Source organism: Pseudomonas mandelii (assembly GCF_002251635.1).
Classification (GTDB): Bacteria; Pseudomonadota; Gammaproteobacteria; order Pseudomonadales; family Pseudomonadaceae; genus Aquipseudomonas; species Aquipseudomonas mandelii_B.
Map to the genome: position 1 here is coordinate 1 of NZ_NMOJ01000085.1, position 13,321 is coordinate 13,321.

The 13,321-nt window shown below is 60.8% G+C and carries 12 protein-coding genes; 9 read left to right on the forward strand and 3 right to left on the reverse strand.

Annotation, left to right across the window (positions count from 1 at the left end; translation table 11 throughout):
* Positions 1-2 precede the first annotated feature (2 nt).
* The 9 genes from B7L09_RS12120 (at position 3) to B7L09_RS12160 (ending at position 9,919) form a co-directional block, all read left to right on the forward strand.
* Positions 3-1,451 carry an alginate O-acetyltransferase gene (locus B7L09_RS12120; RefSeq protein ID WP_094469012.1) on the forward strand — a complete coding sequence of 483 codons (1,449 nt, stop codon included), beginning with the start codon at positions 3-5 and terminating at the stop codon, positions 1,449-1,451.
* 11 nt (positions 1,452-1,462) lie between these two features.
* Positions 1,463-2,596 carry a mannuronate-specific alginate lyase gene (locus tag B7L09_RS12125; protein WP_094469013.1) on the forward strand — a complete coding sequence of 378 codons (1,134 nt, stop codon included), beginning with the start codon at positions 1,463-1,465 and terminating at the stop codon, positions 2,594-2,596.
* Between the two features lie 194 nt (positions 2,597-2,790).
* Positions 2,791-4,356 (forward strand): MBOAT family O-acyltransferase, encoded by a 1,566-nt coding sequence (locus B7L09_RS12130; RefSeq protein ID WP_094469014.1) that lies wholly within the window; start codon positions 2,791-2,793, stop codon positions 4,354-4,356.
* Between the two features lie 11 nt (positions 4,357-4,367).
* Entirely contained in the window at positions 4,368-5,543 is a 1,176-nt protein-coding gene (locus B7L09_RS12135; RefSeq protein ID WP_094469015.1) for an alginate O-acetyltransferase, read from the forward strand.
* A 16-nt stretch (positions 5,544-5,559) separates the two neighbouring features.
* On the forward strand, positions 5,560-6,213 hold the full coding sequence (locus tag B7L09_RS12140) for an alginate O-acetyltransferase AlgF (protein WP_094469016.1): 654 nt from the start codon (positions 5,560-5,562) through the stop codon (positions 6,211-6,213).
* Between the two features lie 207 nt (positions 6,214-6,420).
* Complete coding sequence (locus B7L09_RS12145; protein WP_094469017.1) at positions 6,421-7,872, forward strand: mannose-1-phosphate guanylyltransferase/mannose-6-phosphate isomerase; 1,452 nt, start codon at positions 6,421-6,423, stop codon at positions 7,870-7,872.
* A 204-nt stretch (positions 7,873-8,076) separates the two neighbouring features.
* Positions 8,077-8,541, forward strand: a complete 465-nt coding sequence (locus B7L09_RS12150; protein ID WP_094469018.1) for a multidrug transporter — start codon at positions 8,077-8,079, stop codon at positions 8,539-8,541.
* Positions 8,542-8,576: 35 nt separating this feature from the next.
* A complete protein-coding gene (locus tag B7L09_RS12155) occupies positions 8,577-9,401 on the forward strand; it encodes an SDR family oxidoreductase (protein WP_094469019.1) in 825 nt (274 codons plus the stop codon).
* Positions 9,402-9,520: 119 nt separating this feature from the next.
* Positions 9,521-9,919 (forward strand): DUF4440 domain-containing protein, encoded by a 399-nt coding sequence (locus B7L09_RS12160; RefSeq protein ID WP_094469020.1) that lies wholly within the window; start codon positions 9,521-9,523, stop codon positions 9,917-9,919.
* A gap of 16 nt (positions 9,920-9,935) precedes the next feature.
* Here the strand turns inward: B7L09_RS12160 and B7L09_RS12165 are convergent, their stop codons facing one another.
* The 3 genes from B7L09_RS12165 to B7L09_RS12175 all read right to left on the reverse strand — a co-directional run bounded on the left by B7L09_RS12165 (position 9,936) and on the right by B7L09_RS12175 (position 13,190).
* The gene (locus B7L09_RS12165) at positions 9,936-10,796 is read right to left on the reverse strand and encodes an efflux RND transporter periplasmic adaptor subunit (protein ID WP_094469021.1); all 861 of its coding nucleotides are present in this window, start codon (positions 10,794-10,796) and stop codon (positions 9,936-9,938) included.
* A gap of 11 nt (positions 10,797-10,807) precedes the next feature.
* Entirely contained in the window at positions 10,808-11,008 is a 201-nt protein-coding gene (locus B7L09_RS12170; protein ID WP_094469022.1) for a DUF1656 domain-containing protein, read from the reverse strand.
* A complete protein-coding gene (locus B7L09_RS12175) occupies positions 10,998-13,190 on the reverse strand; it encodes an FUSC family protein (RefSeq protein WP_094469023.1) in 2,193 nt (730 codons plus the stop codon). Before B7L09_RS12175 ends, B7L09_RS12170 begins: the two co-directional genes overlap by 11 nt.
* Positions 13,191-13,321: the final 131 nt, after the last annotated feature.

Consider the following 13,321-nt stretch of genomic DNA (forward strand, 5'->3'; position numbering starts at 1 on the left):
TTATGCACCCACACNTGATCAAATTACTCAGCCTGTCGGCCCTGACCGCTGGCATTCTCGCGGCCAGCGCCGGCGTCCGTGCCGATGAAGTCAAAGCCCCTACGTTCAGCGCCGAGCCGTGCTGCAGCCTGTGCCCGGCCGCCCATGACGCGAAGAACTACACCACGCGCTACCAGCAGAACTTCACCACCCTGGTGCAAGCCCAGGGCGACTGGCTGTTCCGTACCCAGGAAGATTTGCGCACTGAATTCGACACCAGCCCCGCCGGCTACAAGCGCATGCAACAACTGCACGATGCGTTCAAGGCCAAAGGCGTGGAACTGGTGGTGGTCTACCAGCCGACCCGTGGCCTGGTGAACCGCAACAAGCTCAACCCCGCAGAGAAAGCCANGTTCGATTTCGACAAGGCACTGAAGAACTACAAGACCATGCTCGGGCGTTTCGCCGCCATGGGCTACGTGGTTCCGGACCTGTCGCCGCTGACCAACGAGCAACTGCCGGATGAGTTGCCCGCCCACGATTTCTACTTCCGTGGCGACCAACACTGGACNCCGTATGGCGCCCAGCGCACGGCGAAAATCGTCGGCGAGAAAATCAAGCAATTGCCTGAGTTCGCTGACATTCCCAAGCGCGAATTCGAGAGCCATAAGTCGGGTCGCATGGGCAAGACCGGAACATTACACAACATGGCCGGGCAGCTGTGCGGCACCAGCTACGCGATCCAGTACATGGACCAATTCACCACCGAGCCCAAAGGCGAAGCGGGCGACGGCGACCTGTTCAGCGATGCCGGCAACCCGCAGATCACCCTGGTGGGCACCAGCCACAGCGGCAAGAACTACAACTTCGCCGGCTTCCTTGAACAGGAGATCGGTGCCGACATCCTCAACGTCGCCTTCCCCGGCGGTGGCCTGGAAGGGTCGATGATCCAGTACCTGGGCAGCGATGAATTCCAGAAAACCCCGCCGAAAATTCTGATCTGGGAATTCTCGCCACTGTATCGCCTCGACCAGGAGACCATCTACCGCCAGATGATGTCGCTGCTCGACAACGGCTGCGAAGGCAAGACCGCGCAGATGAGCGCCAGCACCACGTTGAAACCCGGCAAGAACGAATTAATGGTCAACAGTTCGAACAAAGACCTGCGCAACAGCAGCCATCAGGTCGACATCCGCTTCGCCGACCCGTCGGTGAAAACCCTGCAAGCCACCCTCTGGTACATGAACGGGCGCCACGAGGACATCAAAATCGAAAAACCGGAAACTTCCGACACCGACGGGCGCTTTGCCTTTGAGTTGCGCACGGACGAAGACTGGGCCACGCAGAATCTGCTGGCCGTCGAAATCCAGGGCCCTGAAGCAGGTGCCACGCCACAGAAAGTCGAAGCGAAAATCTGCAAACGCAATGTATTCCCTGGCGCTGGGCAGCGTACCGCTCAAGCCGGGCAATGAGGCAACCTCTTATGACATGCATGCAAACCCGAACTTTGAAAAAGTTACTCGCGCCCTCCCTGCTGACGTTGGCGATGTTCGCCGGCGCCACCCAGGCCGCCGCGCCACTGCGTCCGCCACAGGGTTACTTCGCGCCGATTGAAAAAGTCAAAACCGGCGACAAGAGCGAAGGCTGTGATGCGGTGCCGACGCCATACACCGGCTCGCTGCAATTTCGCAGCAAGTACGAAGGTTCGGACAAAGCCCGTTCCACCCTGAATGTGCAATCCGAAAAAGCCTTTCGCGACAGCACCGCCGACATCACCAAGCTGGAAAAAGACACCAGCAAGCGCGTGATGCAATTCATGCGCGACGGTCGTCCGCAGCAGCTGGAATGCACCTTGAACTGGCTCACGAGCTGGGCCAAGGCGGATGCGTTGATGTCCAAGGACTTCAACCACACCGGCAAGTCCATGCGCAAATGGGCGCTGGGCAGCATGGCTTCGGCCTATGTACGCCTGAAGTTCTCCGACTCGCACCCGCTGGCCAACCACCAGCAAGAGTCGCAGTTGATCGAAGCCTGGTTCAGCAAAATGGCCGATCAGGTCGTCAGCGACTGGGACAACCTGCCGCTGGAAAAAACCAACAACCACTCCTACTGGGCGGCCTGGTCGGTGATGGCCACGTCCATCGCCACCAACCGCCGCGACCTGTTCGACTGGTCGGTGAAGGAATTCAAGGTCGCCGCCAATCAAATTGACGCCCAGGGTTTCCTGCCCAACGAACTCAAGCGCCAGCAACGCGCCCTCGCCTATCACAACTACGCCCTGCCGCCGCTGGCGATGATCGCCAGTTTCGCCCAGGTCAACGGTGTGGATTTGCGCCAGGAAAACAACGGCGCGCTGAAACGCCTGGGTGATCGAGTGCTATCGGGGGTAGAAGACCCGGACGAATTCGAGAAGAAGAACGGTAAAGAACAGGACATGACCGACCTCAAGGTCGATTCGAAATTCGCCTGGCTCGAACCGTTCTGCACGCTCTACACCTGCTCGCCGGATGTGCTCGAGAAAAAACACGAGATGCAGCCGTTCAAGACCTTCCGCCTCGGGGGTGACCTGACCAAGGTCTACGACCCGGCCAACGAAAAAGGCAAAAAAGGTTCGTGAGTTGTGGTGGGGCTGAAAACCAGCCCTCACCCTAACCCTCTCCCCGGAGGGGCGAGGGGACTGACCGTGANGGGTGAGGGGTTGGTCTTGAGGCCAACCACACCCTCAAGGAAACATCGTTTTACCCCTCGATTTCGATGGGGGGTTTGGGGGGGCTGCGGCCCTTGACTGTGGTTAAACATGGAGAGACCGGGATGGTTTTCTCGTCCAATGTGTTCCTGTTTCTGTTCTTGCCGATTTTCCTCGGCTTGTACTATTTGAGCGGGCAACGCTATCGCAACCTGCTGCTGCTGATTGCCAGCTATGTGTTCTACGCCTGGTGGCGNGTGGACTTCCTTGCGCTGTTCGCAGCCGTCACGTTGTGGAACTACTGGATCGGCCTCAAAGTCGGCGCAGCAGGCGTTCGGACCAAACCGGCTCAACGCTGGCTACTGTTGGGCGTGGCGGTCGACCTGTGCATTCTCGGCTACTTCAAATACGCCAACTTCGGTGTCGACAGCATCAACGTGATGATGAAGTCGGCGGGCCTGGAGCCGTTCATTCTCACCCACGTGCTGTTGCCGATCGGGATCTCGTTCTACATCTTCGAGTCCATCAGCTACATCATCGACGTGTACCGCGGCGACACCCCGGCCACCCGCAACCTCATCGACTTTGCGGCGTTCGTAGCGATCTTCCCGCACTTGATTGCCGGCCCGGTGCTGCGCTTTCGCGACCTGGCCGACCAGTTCAACAACCGCACACACACCCTCGACAAGTTCTCCGAGGGCTGCACGCGGTTCATGCAGGGTTTCATCAAGAAAGTCTTCATCGCCGACACCCTGGCGGTGGTGGCCGACCATTGCTTCGCCCTGCAAAACCCCACCACCGGCGATGCCTGGCTCGGCGCGCTGGCCTACACCGCGCAGCTGTACTTCGACTTCTCCGGCTACAGCGACATGGCCATCGGCCTGGGCTTGATGATGGGTTTCCGCTTCATGGAAAACTTCAAACAGCCGTACATCAGCCAGTCGATCACCGAGTTCTGGCGCCGCTGGCACATCAGCCTGTCCACCTGGCTGCGCGATTACCTGTACATCACCCTGGGTGGCAACCGTAAAGGCACGCTGACCACCTACCGCAACCTGTTCCTGACCATGCTGCTCGGTGGCCTGTGGCACGGTGCGAACATCACCTACATCGCGTGGGGCGCCTGGCACGGCATGTGGCTGGCGATTGAAAAAGCCATCGGCCTCAACACCTCGCCACGCAGCATCAACCCGATCCGCTGGGCCCTGACTTTCCTGCTCGTGGTCATGGGCTGGGTGATCTTCCGCTCGGAAAACCTGCACGTCGCCGGTCGCATGTACGGCGCGATGTTCAGCTTCGGCGAATGGTCACTGTCGGAACTCAACCGCGCCAACCTCACCGGCCTGCAAGTGGCAACCCTGGTAGTGGCCTACGCAACACTGGCGTTCTTCGGCATCCGCGATTTCTACAGCAACCTGCCGCCTGAAAAGACCAAGCCTGTTGTGAACGTCGAGGCCGATGGCCCGGCCACCGCGACGCCTGGAATGATCAAAGCCGTGCCGGGCGACAACCCGGGCAGCATCCACGAGCCTGGTTACACCGTCGGCGTTGAAGCGACTGTGCAACCGGCTTACTGGACGGCGGACTGGTCGCGTTACGTGATGCGCACGCTGGTACTGGTGCTGTTCATCGCCTCGATTTTCAAACTCTCGGCGCAAAGCTTCTCGCCGTTCCTTTACTTCCAGTTCTGAGGGATCTGACCATGACCCGCTCATTACGTATCTTCTACATCGCCCTGTTCATGGTGACCCTGCTGGTGCTGGGGCTGTGGTCGACGCGCAGTTTCTTCGGCTTCAGCACCAANNCCGATGCGACGGTGCTCAATGGCCGCTGGGCCAAAGCCGTGGAAACCCATTACGACGAAGAGTTCCCGATCAAGCGCCTGGGCACCAACCTTTGGGCCGCGCTGGATTTTAAACTGTTCAACGAGGGTCGTCCGGGCGTGGTGCTCGGTCGCGATCAGTGGTTGTACAGCGATGAAGAATTCAACCCGATCGTCAACGAAGACCAGAACCTGGAGGGCAACTACGCGCTGGTCGAAGGCGTACGCCAGAAGCTCAAAGCCCAAGGCATTCAATTGGTCATGGCGATTGTGCCGGCCAAGGTGCGCCTGTACCCGGAACACCTGGGTGACGTGAAACCGGCGAGCATCCACGCCAACCTCTATGAAGACTTCCACGCTCGCGTGGCGGCCAACAAGATCATCGCGCCCGACCTGTTCGGTCCGATGCNNNAGGCCAAGCTTGGCGGCAAGCAAGTGTTCCTGCGCACCGACACCCACTGGACGCCGGACGGCGCCGAAATCGCCGCCAAACACCTGGCCAAAACCATTGCCGAGAAAACTCCGCTCAGCGGCGAGCCGCAACGCTTCGTCACCGAACCTGCGGAGAAGGTCACGCACAAGGGCGACCTGCGGTTGTTCCTGCCGCTGGACCCGCTGTTCGAAAACCTGATGCCGAAGACTGAACCTTTACAAAAGCGCAACACCGTGGTGGCGCAAGACCAGCCTGCCGGTGATGACGCGCTATTCGCCAACACCGAAGTGCCGGTGGCCCTGNTCGGCACCAGCTACAGCGCCAACCCCAACTGGAACTTCGTCGGCGCGCTCAAGCAAGCCTTGCACAGCGACGTCATCAACTACTCCGAAGACGGCCACGGCCCGATTCTGCCGATGCTCAGCTACCTGAAAAGCGACGACTTCAAGAACAGCCCGCCACAGGTGCTGATCTGGGAATTTCCTGAACGTTATCTGCCCGTCAACAACGAAATCGGTGACGCCGACCCGCAGTGGGTCGCAGAGCTCAAAGAAGCCGGCGCCCGCCAACAAAACGTAGCCGCAAACACTAAATCCGAGACGCCCGACCGGGCGCAAAACTGAAAGAGAGGTAACTCACATGACTTTCACTACTACTCCGCGTCGTCTCGCCAAGACCCTCGCACTCGTTGCAGGCATGAGCGTGTTGTCGATGTCCGCCTTCGCTGGCGACGCCGCACTCTATGGCCCGACTGCACCAAAAGGTTCGAGCTTCGTGCGTGTCTACAACGCCAGTAACCAGGAAGTCAGCGCCACCGTCGGCGCCACCAACCTGAACGACGTTGCACCGCTGGCCAGCAGCGACTTCAGCTTCATGCCGGGCGGCGACTACAGCGCCAAGGTCGGCAGCCAGACCGTGCCGGTCAAACTCGCCGCCGACCACTACTACACCCTGGTTAACAGCGGCAGCGGCCAGCCACAACTGATCGAAGAACCGCCGTTCAAGAACAAGCAGAAATCCCTGGTACGCGTGCAGAACCTCAGCGACAAGGCCCTGACCCTGAAGACCGCCGACGGCAAGACCGAAGTGGTCCCGTCCGTGGCGGCCAAAGGCCGTGGCGAACGTGAAATCAACCCGGTCAAAGTCAGCCTGGCCCTGTACGACGGCGCGACCAAAGTCGGCGACGTGAAACCGGTTGCCCTGGAACGCGGTGAAGCCGCCGTGCTGTACGTCACCGGTAAAGGCAGCAGCTTGTCGCCAGTCTGGGTAAAACGCCCGGTTTCGACGCGCTAACACATTTGTCCGGCTGACCCGNTTCNATGTGGGAGCTGGCTTGCCTGCGATGCAGGCGACTCGGTNTATCAGNTNNACCGAGGTGATGCCATCGCAGGCAAGCCAGCTCCCACANTTGACCGAGNTCATCCGGACACGGAATAAGAACAAGAGTGAAACGACAGAACGCAGTAGCTCTGACCCATACGATTTTCAAGGAGTAACAACATGATTCCGGTAATCCTTTCCGGTGGTAGCGGCTCACGTCTTTGGCCGCTTTCCCGCAAACAGTTCCCTAAGCAATTCCTGGCCCTGACCGGCGAGCACACGCTGTTCCAGCAAACCCTGGAGCGCCTGGTGTTTGAAGGCATGGACTCCCCAATCGTGGTCTGCAACAAGGACCACCGCTTTATCGTCAACGAGCAACTGAGCACGCGTAAGCTCGAATGCCAGCGCATCCTGATGGAACCGTTCGGGCGCAACACCGCGCCGGCCGTGGCCCTGACCGCGATGATGCTGGTCAACGAAGGCCGCGACGAACTGATGCTGGTGCTGCCGGCCGACCACGTGATCGANGACCAGAAAGCCTTGCAACGCGCACTGGCACTGGCCACCGTCGCTGCGGAAAACGGCGAAATGGTGTTGTTCGGCGTACCGGCCACCAAACCGGAAACCGGTTACGGCTACATCAAATCGACCGCCGACTCGCTGCTGCCCGAAGGCGTCAGCCGTGTCTCGCACTTCGTCGAAAAACCGGACGTGAAACGCGCCACCGAGTTCGTCCAGTCCGGCGGTTACTTCTGGAACAGCGGCATGTTCCTGTTCCGCGCCAGCCGCTTCCTTGAAGAGCTGAAAAAACATGATCCGGACATCTACGACACCTGCGTACTCACCCTGGAACGCAGCGAGCAGGATGCCGACACCGTAACGCTCGACGAAGCCACCTTCGCCTGCTGCCCGGACAATTCCATCGACTACGCCGTGATGGAAAAAACCCAGCGCGCCTGCGTGGTGCCGCTGAGTGCCGGCTGGAGCGACGTAGGTTGCTGGGCCTCGTTATGGGCGGTCAATGACAAAGACGTCAACGGCAACGTCAGCAAAGGCGACGTGGTCATCCAGGACAGCCGCAACTGCATGATCCATGGCAACGGCAAGCTGGTGTCGGTGATCGGCCTGGACAATATCGTGGTGGTGGAAACCAAGGACGCGATGATGATTGCCCACAAGGACAAGGTCCAGGGCGTCAAGCAGATGGTCTCGACCCTCAACGAACAGGGCCGCAGCGAAACCCAGAACCACTGCGAAGTCTATCGCCCGTGGGGCTCCTACGACTCGGTGGACATGGGCGGGCGTTTCCAGGTCAAGCACATCTCGGTCAAGCCGGGGGCTTGCCTGTCGCTGCAAATGCACCACCACCGCGCCGAACACTGGATCGTGGTCAGCGGCACGGCCGAAGTCACCTGTGACGAGAACGTGTTCCTGCTCTGCGAAAACCAGTCCACCTACATTCCCATCGCTTCGGTGCACCGCCTGCGCAACCCGGGCAAGATCCCGTTGGAGATCATCGAGGTGCAATCGGGCAGCTATTTGGGCGAAGACGATATCGAGCGGTTTGAAGATATCTACGGNCGCTCTACCCCGATCGAACGTGGCGTGTCGGTGAAAACCATCGCGCAGTAAGCGTTAAGTAAAAACAAAAAGCCCCCGTCCAGTCCGCTGCGTTTTCCCTATCCGCAGCGGGTGGGTCGGGGGCTTTTTTTTTGTCTGGTTTTTTCGCTGCCTCGGCTGGCCTCATCGCGAGCAAGCTCGCTCCCACAGGGTTTTCGGTGAGTCCTCATCCAGGCTTAGGTAGGATGCTCGCATCCCTTTCCGAGGTTTTGCGTCATGTTCATCGGCGTCTTGCTGGTCATCACCTGGCTGATCCTGTTGCTGCGCTACCCGGCCAAGGCATTGCCGGTGTCGNTGGCGGCCGCCATCGGGCTGGGTTTGGTGGCCACGTGGGTGATCTGGCTGGATAACCGCGAGGTCAAGCAACTGGCGCGCCTGGAGTTGCGCATCACCTACGCGCCGGAACACTGCCCGGCGGATCGACCGTTGAAGCTGACCATGAACAACGGCAACGACGTGCCACTGACCGAGCTGCGCTGGCGGCTCGCCGCTTATGCACCGGGCGACACCGTCAACCTGGCCGACAATCAATACGCCGCCCCGCGCTATCGCGGCCCCGGCGAACTGCAAGCCGGCGCCAACTGGGAAGACTGCTTGCCCCTGCCGCCACTGCGCCCTGGCTATCGCCCGCAAACCCTGGAGTTTCGCGCCGAGCGTTTGCAGGGTAGTTTCTCCGACTGATCCCCCCCTACTTCTTTTTGCACAAGGACCGCGCCATGCCCGTTGCGTTGATTACCGGTTGCTCCAGCGGCATTGGCCGCGCCCTCGCCGATGTGTTCAGAGGTGCCGGCTACGAAGTCTGGGCCAGCGCCCGCAAGGCTGAAGATGTGGCCGCATTAGCCACCGCCGGTTTCACGGCCGTGCAGCTGGACGTCAACGACGGCGCGGCGCTTGAACAGTTGAGCGAGCGAATCAACCAGCAACATGGCGGCCTTGATGTGCTGATCAACAACGCCGGTTATGGCGCCATGGGGCCGCTGCTGGACGGCGGTGTGCCGGCGATGCAGCGGCAGTTCGAAACCAATGTGTTTGCGATTGTCGGTGTGACCCGCGCACTGTTTCCGGTGCTGCGTCGGGCCAAAGGGATCGTGGTCAATATCGGCAGCGTTTCCGGGGTGCTGGTTACACCGTTTGCCGGGGCTTACTGCGCGTCGAAAGCCGCGGTGCATGCCCTGAGCGATGCATTGCGCATGGAACTGGCACCGTTTGGTGTAAGGGTCATGGAGGTGCAGCCAGGCGCGATCGAGTCCAGCTTCGCCAAGAATGCCGGGCATGAGGCGGAGCAGTTGATCACCGAGCAATCGCCGTGGTTTCCGCTGCGTGAAGGCATTCGTGCGCGGGCCAAGGCCTCACAGGACAAACCGACGCCGGCCAAAGAGTTTGCCGTTGGTTTGCTCAAGGCTGTGCAACAAAGCAAACCACCGCGGCTGATTCGCCTGGGCAATGGCAGCCGGGCGTTGCCGTTGTTGGCGGGGTTGCTGCCTAAGGGATTGTTGGAGGCGGGGTTGATGAAGCGGTTCGGGTTGAAGGGGTCACTCTAAGACCGAGTCGACGCTATCGCGAGCAGGCTCGCAAAAACTCAGGAAACAANNNGAAGGGGTCACTCTAAGACCGAGTCGACGCTATCGCGAGCAGGCTCGCAAAAACTCAGGAAACAACCATGACCGACTACACCGAGTACTTCGACGAAGTGATCCAGGCCCACGTCGCCATCGAACAATGGCTGGCCGAGGACCAGGACGAGTCCGCACTTGAACGCCTGCTGACCCGATTTTCGCCGCAGTTTTCCATGATCTCGCCCCTCGGTCGGGTGCTGGATTTTGAGGCATTGAGCGAGTTGTTCCTGCTGGCCGGCGGGAAGAAGCTCGGCTTCAGGATCGAGCTTAGTGAGTTGCGAGGTATTGCGCTGTACGACGGTGGCGCGGTGGTGAGCTATCGCGAGCAGCAGACGGATGCGACGGGGTTGCATTCGGATCGGCGATCAACGGTGGTGTTCGAAAAGCAGGCATCCGGTCCAGTAATCTGGCGGCATTTGCATGAGACGTTTTGCAAGGAGTAAGACGCGGNNCCACCTTTCAGTGTTGTGCTGGGTCAACGATAACGGTGCAGGTGATACCCGCCGCCAGCAACACGCCGTCCGGCACTTCATCAATGTGAATCCGCACCGGCACCCGCTGGGCCAGGCGCACCCAGTTGAACGTCGGATTCACGTCCGCAATCAGCTCGCGGCTCTCCGGGTTGTCCCGGTCGTAGATGCCACGGGAGATGCTTTCCACATGCCCCTTCAACACTTCCCCACTCATTAGTTGCATGTCGGCCTTGTCGCCGATTTTGACGTGGGGCAGCTTGGTTTCTTCGAAGAAGCCATACACCCAGAACGAGTTCATATCGACCACAGCCATCTTCGCTTCACCGATGCGCGCGTAGTCGCCACGGTGCACGTTGAGGTTAGTGACGTAGCCGTCCACCGCAGCACGGACCTCAGTGCGTTTGAGGTTCAGTTCAGCGGCTTCCAGTTGTGCCTGGGCATGTTGGTAATCGGCCAGGGCGGAGTCAGCAATGTTGCTGGCGTCGTCGCGGTTTTCCCTGGAGATCACCAACGCGTCGAGGTCGGCGCGGCGGTGGGCGTTGACCTTGCGCATTTCCCAGGTGGCTTTACGGGACGCTACCAGGGACTGGGCTTGCTTGACCGCGATGCGGTAGTGCTCGGGGTCGATCTGCATCAGCAGGTCGCCCTTTTTCACCAACTGGTTGTCCCGCACCGGCACGTCGACCACTTCCCCGGTAACGTCGGCGGCGACGTTGATGATGTCGGCGCGCACGCGGCCATCGCGGGTCCACGGCGTTTCCATGTAGTGCACCCAGAGGGTGCGGCCGATCCCTATCGCGAGGGCCAGCACCAGCAGGGTGGCGAGCAGGCTGAAAAGCTTTTTCATGAGGAGCGTTCTCAACGGTAGACAGTCAGCGCCAGCGCGCCGAACAGGCAAACGAACAGGCTCAGGCGCAGCAACGCCGGGTGCCAGAANAAACGGTACAGATCGAACCCGGACAAAAACCGGTCCAGCGCCCAGGCCAGCGCCGCAGCGATGAAAAACATCAGCGTCATGGTCGGCATGTACACGCCGTGGAAGGCGATTTCACGAGGCATGTTCAAGTCCTTGGGGCGAAGTGCTGGCGTAGGCGGAGAGCGGTGATTGCGGGTCCAGCAGCGAGGTGCGGATGAAGTGCAGGTAGCTTTTCACCCGGCGCAGGGCCGAGGTGTCGAAGTGCGGGGCGAAAGGTTCGTCGGTGGCCTGCACGCGGCTGATCGCATGGTCGACGGCAATTAGCCCGCGCTCCAGGTTGCTCGCGCTGGGCTGCAGGAACAGCCGCACCAGCGAGCGGCCCATCACGCGGATTGCCTGGCGCCATGGCTGGGATTCGGCATAGGCCGGGTGCACCGGCAAAATCGCCTGCTCCTTACGCAGTTCGATGATCGCGTGGCCGACTTCCAGCACCACGAACATCCAGCGCAGCAGGTCGCGCTGCACTTGCGGCTGGCCGACGGCGAGGCCGTAAGCCTGGTGCAGCAGGTCGCGGGTGCGGCTTTCGAAACTCGACGCCAGGCCCTTGAGCTTGCCACTGATCGCATACACCACTTGCTCACGCAGGTCCTGCTCGAGGCGGCGCCACAGCCAACGGCTGTTGGGCGGCAGGATGATCGCCCCCGCCGCCGCGCACACCAGCATGCCGATGACCATGGCGATGTAGTCGTTGATAAAGGTGTAGGGGTTGTAGACCGTGAGGTTGTCCGGCACCGAGCCGGTGCTGAAGAAAATCAGCAGCCCGAGGCCGACACCGGCGTATTGCGGCCGCGATGTGAGGAACGAACCGAGGACGATCACCGGTGCGAGCATCACGCACAGCAACGGAAAACCGTCGATCCACGGGAAGATGAAAAACATCTCGACGAAGCCGATCAATGCGCCGANNAAGGTNCCGCAGGCCATCTGGAACGCCATGCGTTTGGGGTTGGGTGTCGCGGCTGAAAGGCCGACGGTAGCCGCCGCGATCAGCGTCATGGTCGCCCCGCTCGGCCATGCCGTCGCCACCCAATAACTGCCCAGCACCAGCAGAATGAACGCCGCCCGAATCCCCGACGCCGCCGAGGCCATCCAGTTGGTTTGCGGGGTGAACGGCTCGTCCCATTGCTCGCGCGCATGACTGTGATCGGCCAGTGACGCGTGGGTCTGTGCATAACTGTGCAACTCGTCGACGAAGCGATAGAGCAGTTCGTAGGCGGTGTGGAAATCGAGCTGCTCGGCGTCGCTCGGATCACTTTCCTGAAAGGTCGTCCGCAGGCTGCGAACCCGCGCCGGCAGGTTCTCCTTGTAGGTCGCCAATGCGCTGGCCAGGCGCGCGGCGTCGGGGCTGGTCAAGGCGCGACCGCTGAAGCCGTCGAGCAATTCTGCCAGGTCCTGCAACCCCGGTTTGATCGCCGCCACCACATGGTCAGCGCCGCTGCTGCGCAAGCGTTCGAGCAATTGGTGTAAGGCGTTGAACCGCGTAGTAATGCTCATGAACTCGCTGTTGAGGCGGCTGAGCCGACCGTTGCGCCGACGCATATGCGGGTCTTCAAACACGGTGACGCTGCGCAAGCCTTCCAGGCCCACGGCTTCGGCGATAAAGCGCACGTTGCTCGCTTCGAAACCTTCGCGCTGGCTGCGCCCACGCAGGCCGTCGGTGACGAACAGCGCGAACACGCCAAAGCGCTGATACAGGGCGTTGCGCATGGCTGCGCTGCTGGTCTGCGGCAGGATCGCGGCGCTGACCAGCGTGGAACAGAGAATCCCCAGGGAAATTTCCAGCACCCGCCACACCGCCGCCATGAACGCGCCGTCCGGGTGCGCCAGGGCCGGCAAACCCACCATCGCCGCCGTGTAGCCAGCCAGCACAAAACCATAGGCGCGAAAGTTGCGATAACGCGCCGCACCGGCCGAGCAAATGCCCACCCAAATCGCCAGCGAGCCGAGGAACAGTTCGGTGTTTTGGGCGAACAGGGCAATCAGCGCCACCATCACCGCCGACCCGGCCAGGGTGCCGAGGAAGCGGTAAAAGCTCTTGGCGAACACCTGGCCGCTCTGCGGTTGCATCACGATAAACACGGTGATCATCGCCGTGCGTGGTTGCGGCAACTCCAGACGCATTGCCAGCCACAGGGTCAGGAACGCGGCGAACAGCACTTTGAAAATGTAGACCCAGGTCACGCCGTCGCTGCGTGCCCAGTCAAAGAAACCCCGGCGCCATTCAAGGGAATACAGCCAGCGCAGAGGTGCGGGCGTGGGAGTCATGAGTATCCTGGAAGCACGTGAGGCAAAAGAGATTCTGTGGCGAGCGAGCTTGCTCGCGCCGGGCTGCGTAGCGGCCCCAATATTCGGGCAGCCACCTCACATTTTGTGAGTGCTGCGCACTCAAGCGGGAG

Coding starts and splice junctions, on each gene's coding strand:
- B7L09_RS12160 (WP_094469020.1), top strand. CDS start 9,521: ATGACCGACTACACCGAGTACTTCGACGAAGTGATCCAGGCCCACGTC.
- B7L09_RS12155 (WP_094469019.1), top strand. CDS start 8,577: ATGCCCGTTGCGTTGATTACCGGTTGCTCCAGCGGCATTGGCCGCGCC.
- B7L09_RS12165 (WP_094469021.1), bottom strand. CDS start 10,796: ATGAAAAAGCTTTTCAGCCTGCTCGCCACCCTGCTGGTGCTGGCCCTC.
- B7L09_RS12140 (WP_094469016.1), top strand. CDS start 5,560: ATGACTTTCACTACTACTCCGCGTCGTCTCGCCAAGACCCTCGCACTC.
- B7L09_RS12125 (WP_094469013.1), top strand. CDS start 1,463: ATGACATGCATGCAAACCCGAACTTTGAAAAAGTTACTCGCGCCCTCC.